The organism is Mycolicibacterium sarraceniae, from assembly GCF_010731875.1.
Lineage (GTDB): Bacteria > Actinomycetota > Actinomycetes > Mycobacteriales > Mycobacteriaceae > Mycobacterium > Mycobacterium sarraceniae.
Map to the genome: position 1 here is coordinate 3,317,597 of NZ_AP022595.1, position 15,326 is coordinate 3,332,922.

13 protein-coding genes are annotated in these 15,326 nt (G+C 67.8%); 5 read left to right on the forward strand and 8 right to left on the reverse strand.

What is annotated here, in order from left to right; all coding sequences use genetic code 11:
* Positions 1 to 4: 4 nt before the first annotated feature.
* Positions 5 to 1,294, reverse strand: coding sequence for an HRDC domain-containing protein (locus G6N13_RS16565; RefSeq protein ID WP_163698706.1), 1,290 nt, complete (start codon positions 1,292 to 1,294; stop codon positions 5 to 7).
* Between the two features lies 1 nt (position 1,295).
* The gene (locus G6N13_RS16570) at positions 1,296 to 1,877 is read right to left on the reverse strand and encodes a DUF3000 domain-containing protein (protein ID WP_163698708.1); all 582 of its coding nucleotides are present in this window, start codon (positions 1,875 to 1,877) and stop codon (positions 1,296 to 1,298) included.
* Positions 1,878 to 2,008: 131 nt separating this feature from the next.
* On the opposite strand from G6N13_RS16570, the gene hemE reads away from it, so the two are divergent.
* From hemE to G6N13_RS16590, 4 genes are all read left to right on the forward strand, one after another.
* Complete coding sequence (gene hemE / locus G6N13_RS16575; RefSeq protein ID WP_163698710.1) at positions 2,009 to 3,055, forward strand: uroporphyrinogen decarboxylase; 1,047 nt, start codon at positions 2,009 to 2,011, stop codon at positions 3,053 to 3,055.
* A 37-nt stretch (positions 3,056 to 3,092) separates the two neighbouring features.
* Entirely contained in the window at positions 3,093 to 4,445 is a 1,353-nt protein-coding gene (locus tag G6N13_RS16580; RefSeq protein WP_163698712.1) for a protoporphyrinogen oxidase, read from the forward strand.
* Between the two features lie 60 nt (positions 4,446 to 4,505).
* The gene (gene hemQ, locus G6N13_RS16585; protein WP_163698715.1) at positions 4,506 to 5,210 is read left to right on the forward strand and encodes a hydrogen peroxide-dependent heme synthase; all 705 of its coding nucleotides are present in this window, start codon (positions 4,506 to 4,508) and stop codon (positions 5,208 to 5,210) included.
* Positions 5,211 to 5,373: 163 nt separating this feature from the next.
* Complete coding sequence (locus G6N13_RS16590; protein WP_163694289.1) at positions 5,374 to 5,664, forward strand: EAL domain-containing protein; 291 nt, start codon at positions 5,374 to 5,376, stop codon at positions 5,662 to 5,664.
* Here the strand turns inward: G6N13_RS16590 and msrB are convergent.
* From msrB to G6N13_RS16610, 4 genes are read right to left on the reverse strand one after another with little or no spacing between them, the layout of a single operon-like run.
* Positions 5,624 to 6,043 carry a peptide-methionine (R)-S-oxide reductase MsrB gene (gene msrB / locus G6N13_RS16595; protein WP_163698717.1) on the reverse strand — a complete coding sequence of 140 codons (420 nt, stop codon included), beginning with the start codon at positions 6,041 to 6,043 and terminating at the stop codon, positions 5,624 to 5,626. The two genes, G6N13_RS16590 and msrB, sit on opposite strands and share 41 nt — an antisense overlap.
* 4 nt (positions 6,044 to 6,047) lie before the next feature.
* Entirely contained in the window at positions 6,048 to 7,343 is a 1,296-nt protein-coding gene (gene aftC, locus G6N13_RS16600) for an arabinofuranan 3-O-arabinosyltransferase (RefSeq protein WP_163698719.1), read from the reverse strand.
* A gap of 20 nt (positions 7,344 to 7,363) precedes the next feature.
* A complete protein-coding gene (locus G6N13_RS16605) occupies positions 7,364 to 8,938 on the reverse strand; it encodes an alpha/beta fold hydrolase (RefSeq protein WP_163698721.1) in 1,575 nt (524 codons plus the stop codon).
* Between the two features lie 36 nt (positions 8,939 to 8,974).
* Positions 8,975 to 9,760, reverse strand: a complete 786-nt coding sequence (locus tag G6N13_RS16610) for a pyrimidine reductase family protein (RefSeq protein ID WP_163698723.1) — start codon at positions 9,758 to 9,760, stop codon at positions 8,975 to 8,977.
* Between the two features lie 35 nt (positions 9,761 to 9,795).
* Here G6N13_RS16610 and zapE point away from each other — a divergent pair, with 35 nt between their 5' ends.
* Positions 9,796 to 10,812 carry a cell division protein ZapE gene (gene zapE, locus G6N13_RS16615; RefSeq protein WP_163698725.1) on the forward strand — a complete coding sequence of 339 codons (1,017 nt, stop codon included), beginning with the start codon at positions 9,796 to 9,798 and terminating at the stop codon, positions 10,810 to 10,812.
* A gap of 3 nt (positions 10,813 to 10,815) precedes the next feature.
* Here zapE and G6N13_RS16620 read toward each other — a convergent pair whose 3' ends face one another.
* Complete coding sequence (locus G6N13_RS16620) at positions 10,816 to 11,130, reverse strand: STAS domain-containing protein (protein ID WP_163698727.1); 315 nt, start codon at positions 11,128 to 11,130, stop codon at positions 10,816 to 10,818.
* Positions 11,127 to 15,239, reverse strand: a complete 4,113-nt coding sequence (locus G6N13_RS16625) for a SpoIIE family protein phosphatase (RefSeq protein ID WP_163698730.1) — start codon at positions 15,237 to 15,239, stop codon at positions 11,127 to 11,129. Before G6N13_RS16625 ends, G6N13_RS16620 begins: the two co-directional genes overlap by 4 nt.
* Positions 15,240 to 15,326 lie beyond the last annotated feature (87 nt).

Here is a 15,326-nt window from a genome sequence, read left to right on the forward strand (position 1 = left end):
CGAGTCACACTGACTCGTTGGCCTCAGCGGCCGGCGCCAACTTCGCCGCCAGCACCGGAACCACAAGTGTGCGTTGCCATTCCCTGGCCCCGCCGTCGCGCAGGATGGTTTCGATCGTCCCGCGGGTATCGGCGTTGTCCTGCCAGTCCCAGCACAGCCTGCGGATGAGTTCGGGGGAGATCAGATTCTCGGTGGAGACGTGCACCTTCTCGGAGAGTTCGGCCAGTCCCGCGCGCGCGGCATCCAGCCGGGCGGCCGCCTCGGGTTTGCGCTTGGCCCAGCGCACCGCGGGCGGCGGACCGTTCTGCGGCTCGGTGGTGTCCGGGGGTTCCGGGTTGGTGCGGGCCGACTCCAGTGCGGCCAGCCAGACCGCAGCGCTGCGGCGCTGCTTGTGCCCGCCGAAGATCGGCAGCTTGACCAAGTCGTCGACAGTCTTGGGATCGGCCTGCGCGGCGGCGATGATCGCCGAATCCGGCAGGATGCGGCCGGGGGCGATATCGCGGCGGCGGGCGATCTGATCGCGCACGGTCCACAACTCCCGGACTGCGGTCAGTGCCTGCCGGTTGCGGACCTTGTGGATCCCCGACGTGCGCCGCCACCGGTCGCGCCGCGTGGGTGTCGGGTCGGCGCATCGGAGATACTCGAATTCCTCGGCCGCCCAGCTGGTTTTGTGTTGTTCGGCCAGCACGCCGGCGATGGCGTCGCGCAGCTCGACGAGCACCTCGACGTCCAAGGCGGCGTAGTTCAGCCAGGCGTCGGGCAGCGGGCGCTTGGACCAGTCCGCCGCGCCGTGCCCCTTGGCCAGGCCCAGCCCGAGCAGGCGCTGCACCATGGCCGCCAGGTTCACCCGTTCGAAGCCGGCCAGCCGGCCCGCCAGCTCGGTGTCGTACAGCGAGGGCGGGTGCATCCCGACCTCGGCCAGGCACGGCAGATCCTGGTCGGCGGCGTGCAGGATCCATTCGTCTTCGGCCAGTACCTCTGCCACCGGTCGCAACACGTCGATCGGGCTGTTGCCGTGGTTGACCGGGTCGATCAGCACCGTGCCCGCGCCGGTGCGCCGGATCTGGATCAGGTATGCGCGGTTGGAATAGCGGAAACCCGACGCCCGCTCGGCATCGACAGCGAACGGGCCGGTGCCCTTCGCCAGCTGCTCTGCCGCCCGGGCGATCTCGTCGACGCTGGTCGACAGCGGCGGCACGCCCTCGGCCGGGCACAGCAGGGGAGTCGCCTCGGGGGCATCATCGGCAGGGGTATCGGACACCGAGGCTGCGGCGTCATCATCGAGTTCGGACATGTCAGGCGCGGGAGCGGGAACTCAGATCCGTCACGCCCACCGGAGGCAGGCCCGCGGCGTGCTCGAGGACCTCACAGAAGGCCTGGACATGGGTGTCGAATGCCATTGTGGTGACCGTCCAGGATGCGCGCATTTCGAGCTGGTGGGCGCGTGGCGGGCCGGAGATATCGCCGTAGCGCACCGAAGTGGTGGCCGTGACGGTGCCGCCGAGGGCGGTGACGTGTTCGGAGCGGCTTTCCAGCGCGCCGACCAGCCAGCTCCAGGCCACTTCGGGCAGCAGCGGGTCGACGGCCTCGCTGGAGTCCAGGTCGGCCTGGATGTAGGCGACTAGGCGCATGGTGCCGTCCCAGGCCTCTGAGCCGTCCGGGTCGTGCAGCAGGATCAGCCGGCCGAAGGCATCACCGTCGGAGTTCTCGGGGACAATTTCGGTCTCGGCGTGCTTGACCTCCGCGCCCAACGCATAGCTGTACGGCGCGAGACGTTGAGGTGAGCGGATGGGACCGAGTTCGATCTCCGGCCGTACCTCGGCGGTGTTCATTGCCGCCACCGCCTCGCGGAATTGATCCGGTTCCGCAGTGGTCACGGCAATTGACGCTAGTCCCATCGTCGAGGTCGAGGGCGCAGGCGCGCCGATTTCGTGACATCGGGTGCCTTGAGGGATGGGGTCGGCGGTCTCGTGGGCTGGGTTCCCGGGCTCATGGGACCATGGACGCGATGAGTACCCGTCGCCAGCTGCCCGAGGCGCCCTATCTGGCCGCCGCCACTGGCCGCAAACCCAGCCGTGTCCCGGTGTGGTTCATGCGCCAGGCCGGGAGATCACTTCCCGAATACCGCGAACTGCGGGCCAGGAACACGATGATGCAAGCCTGCTTCGACCCGGAGCTGGTCTGTGAGATCACCATGCAGCCGATCCTCCGCCACGGGGTCGACGCGGCGATCCTGTTCTCCGACATCGTCGTGCCGTTGCGTGGCGCGGGCATCGATCTGGACATCGTGCCCGACGTCGGCCCGGTGATCGACCATCCGGTGCGCACGGCCGCCGATGTGGCTGCGATGAAAGGCCTTGAGCCGCAGCGGGTCAGTGCGATATCCGATGCGGTGGGCCTGCTGGTGGCCGAGCTCGGCGAGGTGCCACTGATCGGTTTCGCCGGTGCCCCGTTCACTCTCGCGTCGTACTTGATCGAGGGCGGACCCAGTAAGCTCCACGAGCGGACCAAGGCGATGATGCTGGCCGACCCGTCGACCTGGCATGCGCTGATGGAGCTGCTGACCGATGTGACCATCGCCTTCCTGAAGGTGCAGCTCGACGCCGGGGTGGACGCCATCCAGGTGTTCGACTCCTGGGCGGGCACCCTCTCGCTGGCCGACTACCGCAGCCAGGTGTTGCCGCACAGCTCGCGGGTGTTCGCCGCGCTGGTGGACTACGGCGTGCCGATGACCCATTTCGGTGTCGGGACCGCCGAACTGCTCGGCGCGATGGGGGAGGCGGGCGCCGGCGTCGTCGGCGTTGACTGGCGGACGACGTTGGCTGACGCCGCGCGACGTGTGGGCCCCAAGGCTCTGCAGGGCAACCTGGACCCCGTCGTGCTGCTGGCCGGGTGGCCGGCGGTCGAGCGCGCCGCGCGTTCGGTGGTCGACGACGGCCGGCTGGCGGTCGATGCCGGCGCTGCCGGACACATCTTCAACCTCGGTCACGGTGTGCTGCCGGGCACCGATCCGGGTGTGCTGACAGATCTGGTCGGCCTCCTGCATTCGCTGTGACGTCCGGCGGGCAGGCGCGAAGCGACCGGGGATTATCGTGACTAAACGGTATTGCGTTGTCGGGGGCGGCATTTCGGGTCTTGTCGCGGCCTATCGGATCCGCGTGCTGGCCGGTGGCGACGCCGATATCACGGTGTTCGACCCGGCCGACCGGCTCGGCGGGATCCTGCGCACCGAACGCCTGGGTGGCCAGCCCATGGACGTCGGCGCGGAAGCTTTCGTCGTACGTCGCCCGGAGGTGCCTGCACTACTGGCCGAGCTCGGCCTGGCCGGCCGCCAGATCAGCACCACCGGGGTGCGCCCGACGATCTATAGCCAGGGCCGTATCCACCCGCTACCTGCGGACACCGTCAACGGCGTCCCGACCTCGGCCTCCTCGGTGACCGGACTGGTCGACGACGCGACGATCGCACAGATGGCCGCCGAGCCCAACCGGCCGCTGCGCTGGCAACCGGGTGCCGACCCGGCCGTCGGCGCGGTGGTGGCCGACCGCTTCGGCGACCAGGTCGTCGCCCGCTCGGTGGACCCGATGCTGTCCGGCGTCTACGCCGGCTCGGCGGCCACCATCGGCATCCGCTCCGCGGCACCGACGCTGGCCGCCGCCCTCGACGCCGGTGCCACCAGCCTTACCGACGCCGGCCGGCGCGCGCTGCCGAGCAGCACGAGCGGGCCGGTATTCGGTGCCATCGCGGGCGGCTATCAGGTGCTGCTGGACGAGTTGGTGGCGCGCAGCCGGCTGCGGTGGCTGCAGACGTCGGTAACGCATATCGCGCCCGACGCCCACGGCTGGACCCTGCGCGATGACGACAATCGGCACCACTATGCCGACGCGGTGATCGTGGCCGTACCGGCGCCGCGGCTGGTGCCGCTGCTGGCCGACGTCGCACCGAATGCGGCCGCCGCGGCCGCGGCGATCCCGATGGCGTCAGCGGCGGTACTGGCACTGGCCGTGCCCGGCGCAACGCCGCTGCCGCAGCAGTCCGGTGTACTGGTTGCCAGCGGAGAACGCTTGCACACCAAGGCAATTACGCTGTCCACCCGGAAGTGGGGGGCACGCGGCAACGCGGAGTTGTTGCGCCTGTCGTTCGGCCGGTTCGGTGACGATATCGCGCAGAAGACTTCCGATGCCGACCTGCAGGCGTGGGCGGTGGCGGACCTGCGGTCGGTGTTCGGCATCACGGTCGATCCGATCGAGGTCCTGGTGCACCGCTGGCTGGATGCGATGCCGCAGTACGGCCCAGGTCATCGTGAGCTGACCATCGGTTTGCGAACGGATCTGCCGCCCACGTTGGCGCTTGCGGGCAACTATCTCGATGGCATCGGAGTGCCCGCCTGCGTGGCGGTGGCAGGTCGGGCGGCCGATACCGTGGCGGCCGCCACACAAAGATAGACACCGCGTGGCCGCCACCATTCGCCGATAGCTGCACCCCTGCGTGGCACGATAGCTGCCATGGCCAAACTGGACTACGACGAGCTCAACGCCACAATCCGCTACATCATGTTTTCGGTGTTCGCAGCGGAGCCCGGTGAGCTGGGGTACGACGAAGAATCCCGTGCCGCCGTCGTCGACGAGACCGCGACATTCCTTAAGCAGCAGGAGGACAACGGTGTCGTGGTGCGCGGTCTGTACGACGTCGCGGGCCTGCGTGCCGACGCCGATTTCATGATCTGGACGCACGCCGAGCGGATCGAGACGCTGCAGGCCACCTACAGCGATTTCCGTCGCACCACCACGCTGGGGCGGTCGGTCTCGCCGGTGTGGAGTGCGGTAGCGCTGCACCGACCGGCCGAATTCAACAAGAGCCATGTCCCGGCGTTCCTGGCCGGCGAGGAGCCGGGCAACTACATCTGCGTGTACCCGTTCGTGCGTTCGCTGGATTGGTACCTGCTGCCCGATGACGAGCGCCGCAAGATGCTGGCCGACCATGGCATGGCGGCCCGCAGCTACAAGGACGTCCGCGCCAACACGGTGCCGGCCTTCGCTCTGGGTGACTACGAGTGGATCCTGGCGTTCGAAGCCCCTGAGCTCTACCGCATCGTCGATCTGATGCGCGACCTGCGGGCCACCGAAGCTCGCCGCCATGTGCGCGAAGAGATCCCGTTCTTCACCGGGCCCCGTATCGGTGTCGAGGAACTCGTCGCCAAGTTGCCGTAGCTGACCCAGCTGCGTCATCACCGTCCGGGAAACAAAAGTTCGCTACGACTGTCGGGCCGTCTTTTTTTTGCGCGGCCGGGACTATCGGGAGGCCCGCATGACGGGGGGCGGACGCTGCCTATCTGTTGCTCCCGATCGCCAGTGCGATCGCGCTGTTGCTGCTGTGTCGTCTGGATTCAGCCGTACGTCGCGGACCCGGCACGCGCTGACCTGGCACCGTGCCGGTGCCGATGTGCCGGTGGCGGTCAACGTGTTCGCCCCGGCGATAGCCAACGCCGGCCTGCCCGCGATCATCGCCATCGACGATTTCGGCAGCGGCTACTCGGCGCTGTCGTATCTGCGCGACCTACCGCCCGAAGAGGTGCTGCCTCTGGTCACAGCGCGCGCCGACGGCACGAGCACCTCGCCGCTGACTACTCCTGCGACGGCACCAGTTTCAACGAGATCGAGTTGATGCAATAGCGTTGATCGGTCGGCGTCGGGTATCCCTCACCGCTGAACACGTGGCCCAGGTGGCTGTGGCAGTTCGCACACAGCACCTCCACCCGGTGCATACCCCCGGAGTCGTCCGGCCGCAGGATCACCGCCTCGGAGTGCGATGGGTCGAAGAATGACGGCCAGCCGCAGTGGGACTCGAATTTCTCTGTGCTGCGGAACAATTCGGTCCCGCACGCGCGGCAGGCGTAGATGCCTTCGGTCTTGGTGTCGGTGTATTCACCGGTGAAGGGGCGCTCGGTGCCGGCTTGACGCAGCACCGCGTACTCGGCGGGGTTGAGCCGCTTGCGCCACTCGTCGTCGGCCAGTTCGAGCTTCGGGGCTGGAATCGAGCTCATGCGTTCACGTTACCGCGGGGTCGGCGCGGGGTTCACGCATCCACGGCGGATCGATACCGTCGGCCAGTCGGCCCTGCGCCTTGGCGTCGGAATAGCGGTAGTACAACACGCAGAACACCACCACCAGCATCAGCGACCAGCCGTAGGTGATCTTCATGTACTCCAGGAAGCGTCCGGTCGTCGGCCAGCGCCACATCAGCCAGCGGTCCATCGTCAAGAACCCGTAGGTGGCCAGCCATGCCGGCCAGTTACGCACCACCGAGTTGGGCAGCACAACGGTCATCAGGAACGGGAACAGCATCATCGAGTAGTAGCCCTGGGCCAGGGACAGCACCAGCCACGACGCGATCAGCAGCACACCGGATGAGGTCAGCATCCAGAACAGCGGGTCGCGGTCTTTGTAGTAGCGGTGCAGCAGCCACAGGCTGGCCACGGCCAGTGCCAGGAACAGCACGCGCAGCGCCAGGATCAGCCACCCCGGCAGGCCGTAATAGACGCCGTTGCCCAGCACCGAGCTGTTGAAGTAGTCCCGGGTGGAGAAGATGTAGGGGAGCGTGCGTTCGACGAAGTTCATCGGATCGGCCACCAGCGGCCAGGCCGCCAGGTTGAACGTCACCGGCACGGCGATGGCCGCCACCACGGCCCGCCACTGCCCTTTGAGTAGCGGCAGCAGCAGCAGCACGCCAAGCACGGGTTTGAGTACCAGCGACAGCCCGATCGCGACACCGGCCCACCACTGGTGGCTGACCTTGCCGTCGAGCAGCCAGCGGAAGAACAGCACCTCAAACAGCAGGATGCAGCCGTTGATGTTGGTGAACACCAGGGTGTTGGTCACCGACTCGGTGCAGTACATCGCCAGCAGCAGGGCGGGCAGGGCCACCGAGGTCAGCGAGAACCTGAACAGGTTCACCAGCAGGCAGGCGGCGATGATCATGGCCGCGGTGTTGAAGAACACGAACCAGTTGTGCGAGGCGAACACGGGCAGGTACCCGAACGGCGCGAGCAGCAGCGTGCCGCCCGGGAAGTACAGGTAGTGCGGGTCGACGTAGTCGAAGTGCTCGTTGTAGATGGCGAGTCCGCGGCGGAAATTGGACACCGCGCGGTAGACGGGCCCGAAGTCATCGGTGATGTAGCCGTTGGTCGACAGCACGTAACTGCGGTGAATGATCGACATGATGGCGATCGGCCATAGTGCAGAACGTAGGACCGCCGCCGCCGAGGGTGGGCTGGTCCGGGAGCGAAATACGGCCAGCAGGCCGGATCGCGATGAGTCAGCTGGCGCCACGTCCGCACCGTACACCGGCGCGATGCGTCAGACGCTTAGGCGGGGCAGTAGGTGTCGGTGGGCGGCATGTTGCCGCTGTCGAGATACCCCATCATCGGTGGCAGTGCGCACGCCGAGTAGACGCTGGCGCCGTGCCCGAGGCCCTGCCACATCACCCGCTTGCTGGCCGCGCCGGCGTTGATGACGGTGGCTGCTGACGCCGGGACACCCTGGTTGCCGACGATCGGATCGTTCTGCACGCCGAGCAGCAGCACGTTGACCTTGAGGTCTTTGGGTTCCTTGGGCGCCGAGCCGCTGGGCCAGTTGAGACATTTGACCAGGCCGAGTGCGCCGACCGTACCGAACTGTGGGTAGAGCTTGCCCCATTGGACGACGAGTTCGCGCACCCGGTCCGGTGTCGGGCGGTTCAGGGCGTCACTGCACGAATTGATGAACTGGCCGTCGCTGTCGCGCATCGCCTCGGCCTGGTTGATCAGGCTGTTGAGCTGGTTGGTGTCGCCGCCCCGGGCCGCGGCCAGAGTGTTGGCCAGGCTGACGGTACTGCCGACGCGGTCGCCGCTGGGGAAGCCCATACCGGTGACGATCGCATTGGCGAGCACCGCGGTCGATACCCCGCCGGGGCCGCGGCCGGCACGGGCGGCGGCCAGCAGCGAGTCGACGGCGCCCTTGGGGTCGGGGCCGAGCGCGCAGTTGACCGCGACGCATTGTTGTGCGAACGCATCGAGTGCGGCCTGCTGGCCCTTGACCTGCTCTTCGGCGGCTGCTTCGGCGTTGACGCCGGGCGGCACAGGCGAATCGAGCACCAGGCGGGCGACCTTGTCGGGGTGGGAGCCGGCGTAGGCCAGCGCGATCTGCGCGCCGTTGCCGACGCCGATCAGTGCCAGCGACGGCACGTCCCAGGTACTGCGCAGCCGCTCGAGATCCTCGGCGGCGCGGGCATTGTCGTAGGCCGAGTCGCCGGGGGCGATGGTGTCGGTGCAGCTCGTCGTCGCGGTCATGGTGATCGCGCCGAGGTTGGCCACCGGGTCGTCACCGGACTCGAACTGGGCCTGGTCGCGCATTTCTTGGCGGTCGAACGCGTCACGACAGTCGACCGGGCTGGACATCCCGAGGCCGCGACGGTCCACCGAGACGATGGGGTGGCTCTTGAGCACATCGGCACCCGAGCGCGACAGCCACACCGGTAGCTGCATCGACGACGGGATGTCGGTGCCGGTGGTGAACACCAGCGGGCCGGCGTCGGGCGGGGTCTGCCCGGACCGGGCGCGCACCACTCCGACGCTCACGGTGCCGGTCGCGCCGGCGACCGGGTCGAGGTCGGCGTCGTAGGTGGCGCACTCCAGGGTCACCCCCGGGGCGGGCGGCGTGCCGGCGTCGCCGAAGACCTTCGAGGTGCAGTCTTTCCAGCCGAGCTCGTTCTTGGGGGCGGCGATGGCCGGCGGGCCACCGGCTGTTGTGGCGGTGGCCGGGGCCGCCGGGTTGTACGCCTTATCGCTGGCGAACTGCGGGTTGGCAGCCAGCCACGGGGCACATCCGGTCAGCAAAGCGGTTAGTACCGCGGTGCCGAGGCCGACTATGGCCTGGGAGGCCCAGACCCGACGATCGCGCATGCCCACCACAGTAGCGATACGGCTGCGCGATACCGGTCAGCCGACGCGCGTGTAGCGGCTGTACAGATAGCCGTCGGCATCGGAGATGAGGTGCGCGCGGTGCATCGACGTCAGCACGTGACCGGAGCCGGTCGCGATCCGCGGCGCCGCGCCGCCGACGAGCTTGGGCGCGGTGGTCAGGCACAGCTCGTCGAGCAGCTCGTGGTCGACGAACGTCCCCGTCAGGGTGGGTCCGCCTTCGCACAGCACCCGCAATAATCCGCGGTCGCCGAGTGCGGCCAGCATGGCGGCGGGATCGACCTCGGCGGGATCGGTTGCCGAGCAGGTGATCACCTCGGCCGCACCGGCGAGCCGGGTGCGGGTGTCATCGGCGGCGTCGGCACAGGTGAGCACCAGCGGTGTCACCTCGGTGCGGGTCAGTACGGGTAAGTCGTGCTCGATGTGCCCGGAGCGGGTGACCAACGCGATCGGAGGGACCTCGCTCTGGCCGCGCCGTTGCCGCTGCGCGCGCTGCGCGAGCGTCATCTGCGCGCCGGAGTAGTTCTCGGCGCGGGCGGTACCGGCGCCGACGACGATGACGTCGGCGAGCTCGCGCAGGGTCCGGAATACCCGCCGGTCGCCGGCGCCGCCCAACCCGCCCGACTTTCCGTCGGTTGCGGCACCGCCGTCCAGGCTGGCGATCATGTTGCCGCGGACGAAGCAGCGGGTCAGTCCGGCCGGGTAGGCGTAGAGCGCGGTGAGGCGGTCGTCATCGACGACGGCGTTTTCGCCGAGCAGTGTGAAGTGCGTCCCATCGAGATCAGTGGGGATTGGGTCGGGCATACGCACGATTGCAGCACGCGGATAGGGTGCCTGTCATGGACCGCCTTGTCGATCGGCATCCGACGGTCTCCCCGGACCGGTTGGTGGCCCAGCTCGTCCCGCCGCCCACCTTCGCCGACGTCCGCTTCGACACGTATCGGCCCGATCCTGCCGAACTCAGCCAAGCCGCCGCCGTGGACGCCTGCCGCGGCTTCTGTGCCGAGGCGCAGCGCCGCAGGGCCGGCAAGAAGAAGCTGTTCGGCAAGCGGGAGACCCTGCCCGGGGTGGGCATCTACCTCGACGGCGGGTTCGGTGTCGGCAAGACGCACCTGCTGGCGTCGATCTATCGGCAGCTGCCGGACGCGGCCGAACACCCCAAGGCGTTCGCGACATTCGGCGAGCTCACCCAGCTGGCCGGGGTCTTCGGCTTCCTCGAGTGCATCGACTTGCTGGCCGACTACGTGGTGGTCTGCATCGATGAGTTCGAGCTCGATGATCCGGGCAACACCACGCTGGTCTCGAGGCTGCTGTCGCAAATCGTCGAGCGCGGGGTGTCTATCGCGGCGACGTCGAACACGCTGCCCGAGCAACTCGGCGAGGGGCGCTTCGCCGCCCAGGACTTCCTCCGTGAAATCAGCTCCCTGGCAAGCATTTTCACCACCGTACGGATCGAAGGCCCGGACTACCGGCACCGTGGTCTGCCGCCGGCACCCGAACCGCTGTCCGACGAAGCGGTGGCCGCTCGGGCAGCCGAGGTGTCCGGGGCCACCCTCGACGATTTCGACGCGCTCTGCGCGCACCTGGCGACCATGCACCCCTCGCGCTACCTCACCCTGATCGAAGGCGTACCGGGGGTTTTCATCACCGGCGTCCACCCGATCGACGACCAGAATGTGGCCCTGCGCCTCGTCGCGTTGACCGACCGGCTGTACGACGCGGGCATTCCGGTAGTGGCATCGGGTGCCAAACTGGACACCGTCTTCTCCGAGGAGATGCTGGCCGGCGGCTACCGCAAAAAGTACCTGCGCGCGACGTCACGACTGCTTGCGCTGACGAGCCCCGGCGGACTCTAGCTGCTAGCTGTCCGCGTCAGGAGCGGGCCGGATCTTGGCCAGCTCGGTGAGGCCACTGACCATGAGCACCCGCATCAACACGGGGTTCGCGATGATCTCCAGCGATTCCGCATGGGGCGCAAGGGCATTGATCGCCGCGCTGTCCAGGTACTCGACGGCGCTGAGGTCCACGGTCAGGCTGTCGGCGTCACTATCGATACCGGCGTCAAGGGCCTTGGCGAAGTCGGCCACGTTGCTGGCGTCGATCTCGCCGGTGGCGAACAGCACCAGTTGGCCGTCGGCTGCGCGGTCGATACGAACTGTCAATGGCGTGCTCATCGGCGGATCCTGGTCGCGAGGTGCACGATGGTGCCGGTGGTGTCTCGCAGGATCGAGACGTCCTCCATCAGTGCTTGCATGATCTGAATACCCTTGCCGCGGTGGCTATACCCGGTGTCCTTGGGTTTCCACGACCCGGCATCGATGATGGTGAGGCGCAGCTGGTCGACCTCCGAGATGGCCTGCAGGGTGATCGTTCCGCTGCCCTGGCTGTGGCGATAACCGTGCTCGATGGAGTTGGTGACCGCTTCGCCGGCGGCGACCAACACATCCTGCGCCTGATCTTGGTCGATGCCCGCGGCATTGAGCCAATCGCGTAACGCCGCCCGCGCAGGAGCCAGGTGCAATGGGTCGGCGGGGATCGTCACTTCCAGCGGCGCGGGATGACGGTAGAGCAACATGGCGACATCGTCCTGGTATCCGCCCTCGGGTGCCAGGCGTTCCATGATCTGATCGGCCAGCGGGTCGAGATCGAGCACGCTGTCATCGCGAATGAGGTTGGCGGCCCGGTCTATTCCGTCGTCGAGCGAACTACGCCGGCGCTCGACCAGCCCGTCGGTGTAGAGCAGCAGGGTGGCCTGCGCCGGTACGGTCGCCTGAGCCTGGGGGCGCTCCCGGTCCGGGCGGATGCCGAGTGCGATGGAATGCCCGCCCTCGAGCAGTTGGGTGGTGCCGTCGGCGTTCACCAGGATGGCCGGCGGATGGCCGGCACTGGAGTACGTCAGTTCTCCGGTGTCGGGGTCCAGAATTGCGCAGAACGCGGTGGTGGATTGGGCACCGGGGAGGCGGGCCGCGAAGCGGTCTAGACCGGCCAATGCCGCAGCGGGGCTTGAGTTTTCCAGTAGCAATGCGCGGCAGGCGCTACGGAGCTGGCCCATCACCGTCGCGGCACTCAGGTCGTGGCCGACGCAGTCGCCGACGACCAGGGCGATGCGGCCGTCGTCGAGGGCGATGACGTCATACCAGTCGCCACCGACCTGTAGCGGGTGTGATGCGGGCTGATAGCGGACCGCGAAACCGGCGGGCAGATAGGCCGGTCCCAGAATTGAATGTTGTAGTGCCAGAGCAGTTTCGCGCTGCTGATCCACTTGGTGGACACGCTGTAGGCCTTGTCCGAGTCGGCCGGCCAGCACAGTCAGCAAGGTCTGGTCTTCGGAGGTGAAGGGGCGTTCGTTGGGAAGATCGATCCAGATCACCAGGGTGCCGCGCGGGTGCTGCAGTGCGATACCCGCCGAACCGTTGACGGTAGTATCCGCGGTCAGCAGGTCCCCGCTGCTGCCCAGCGCGGTGATGCGGTCTCGAACCTCATCCGGCAGCGCAGCCCACTGCGCATCGTCAACGTCGCCGAGCAGCTCCCGGGTATCCGGTCCCGAGAAGATGGCCCCCAGTATCCGTCGGGCCGACCATTGGCCACGCAGCTGTTCGATCGCGGTGCGCAGCGCACCGTCAGCGGTATCGGCCTGTGCTAGTTGCTGATTCAAGGTCGCGAGGGCGACTTGGCGTTGACCGCTGTAATGCTCGGCGGTGACATCGCGGAAGGTTCCGACCATGACGCCTCGGCCGGTGTCGGGATCCTCGGCGTGTGCGATGTTCGCCGTGATCCACACCCGGTGGCCGTCTCGGTGATTCACCGGAACGGTGTAGCTACCGTGCGGGTGAGTGGGGATACCGGCGAAGGCCTCGACGATCTGCTGATGTGCGTCGGGTTCGGTCTCGGCGTCGGGCCACCATGGATGCTGCGGGGCATAGGGCAGATCCTCCGGGCCGAAACCGAGGATATCGGTGAAGGCGTTGTTGATCTCGATCACCACGCCGACTTCGTTGCAGACGAAGAACGCCTCCTGCAGAGACTCGACCAGCGCCGCGCGCCAGCGGGTGTGGTGGGTGCGCAGGCGGGCCAGCTCGATATTGGCCCGCGCCCGAGCCAGCAGATCGGCCGCAGCGAACGGTTTCACCAGATAGTCGTCGGCGCCTGCTCGCAGTCCTTCGCTGGACGCTTCCTGGCCGGCCCGCGCCGACAGCAGCAGAACAGGGACGCCGACGGTGCGGCTGTTGGTGCGTAGCGCGGCCACCAGCGCCAGCCCGTCGAGTCGGGGCATCATCACATCGCTGACCACGAGGTCGGGCAGTTCGGTCCAGATTCGTTCCAGTGCCTGCTGACCGTCGGCCACCGCGTCGACCTGGTAGCCGGCGCCGCGCAGCAGCCGGACCAGGTATTCGCGCATATCGGCGTTGTCGTCGGCGACAAGTACGCGGCGCGGCGCGGCACCCCCTGGCGGGGGGTCCGGGACGTGTGACATGTCTGCGGTGTCGTTGTTCGGCAGCCAGCGCAGAGCTTCCTGAACATAGGGTTCGGCGATCCCGGAGGATCCCCAGCCTTCACCAGGCGAGGTCACTGCGTCGGCGGGCAGGTGCCCCGCTCCGATCGGCAGCCGGACGGTGAAGGTCGTGCCCGCACCCGCGACGCTCTCGGCGCCGATCGTGCCACCGTGCAAGCCGACGAGCTCCTTCACCAGCGCCAGCCCGATGCCGCTGCCTTCGGTGGAGCGGGCGCGGGCATTTTCGATCCGGTGGAAGCGCTCGAACAGCCGGGGCATCTCGGCGACGGACACACCGATACCGGTATCGGCGATGCTCACCACCGCGTCGTCGCCGTCGCGGAACACCCGGACTGTGATCGTGCCGTCGAAGGTGTACTTCAGCGCATTGGACAGCAGGTTGAGGACCACCTTTTCCCACATGTCGTGATCGAGGTAGACCGGCTCGTCCAGGGTCTGGCAGTCCACGATCAGCTGCAGGCCGGCTCGGTCGATAGCCGAGCGGAACACGCTGGCCAGCTCCGCCGTCACGGTGGCCACATCCACCGGCTCGTAATGGGCCTGCACCCGGTTGGCCTCGATCCGGGAGAAGTCCAACAGCGTGTTCACCAGTTTGGCCAGGCGTAACCCGTTGCGCTGGATCACGTCCAGCTCTTTTTGGGCGTGTTCGTCGAGCGCTGGTGTGCGGGTGCGCAGCTCGGCGACCGGGCCCAGGATCAGGGTGATCGGTGTGCGGAACTCGTGGCTGATGTTGGAGAAGAACGTCGTCTTGGCGCGGTCCAGCTCTGCGAGTTCCTCGACTTGCCGCTGCTGCTCGCGGTAGTTGCGGGCACTGGAGATCCCGCTCGCGATATGGCCCGCGACCAGGTCGATGAAACCGCGGTACTGGTCATCGAACGGCCGGAAGCGATTCAGGCCGGCGACCAGAAAGCCGGACGGCGTCCCGCCTTGTGTCAGAAGCGGTGTCACGAACGCTTGGCGGGGCGGCTCCGCCCATTCACCGGTCGGCAGGTCGGAGAATCCGTCGCCGTCGAGGTCGACGACCACCACATGGCCGTGCGCCGGCTTGTCGATGGGCCAGATGCTCGACCCATCTGCGGGGAGCACAGCCGGTGCGGCGGGGTGGCCGGCCCGGAATCCGGTGACTCCGGCCAGGCGGGCGGTGCCGTCGTCGTTTAGCAGGTAGGTCAGGGTGAACGGCAGGTCTCGCGGATTGCGCTCGAGCTGACGGGACGAAAAGGTCAGCGTTTCCCGCTCGGTGCGCAGCGTCGAGGGATCGGAGCCGAGGTGGCGCAGCGTGGACATCCGGCGTTCGCCGATCACCCGGTCGGTGTCCTCGCTGACGACGCACAGCATGCCGACGATGTCTCCGGCGTCGTCGCGCAGCGGGCTGTAGGAGAACGTGTGGTAGGTCTCCTCGGGGTAGCCCGAGCGTTCGAGGAACAGCAGCAGGGCTTCGTCCCAGGTCGCCTCGGCCGACGACAGCACATGGTCGATCCGGGGGCCGATGTCGTCCCAGATCTCGGCCCACACGTCCCGGGCGGGCCGGCCCAGCGCCCACGGGTATTTACGGCCGAGCGTGTCGCGCCGGTAGGCGTCATTGCAAAAGAACGTCAGGTCGGATCCCCAGGCCATCCACATGGGAAAACGGGAGGACAGCAGGATGCTGACCGCGGTTCGCAGGCTCTGCGGCCAACCGTCGGATGCCCCCAGTGGGGTCGCTGTCCAGTCGACGTGCGACAGATCGCGACCCACGGGATCGTTGGGGCCCGAAGCCGAGCCAACGTCCACCACGCGTCCTTTCGACCGGATCCGGCGTTGTGCGATCAGGCAACGGAGTTCACATTACGGCCAGATCGCTCAACCAGGGGCCAGTCG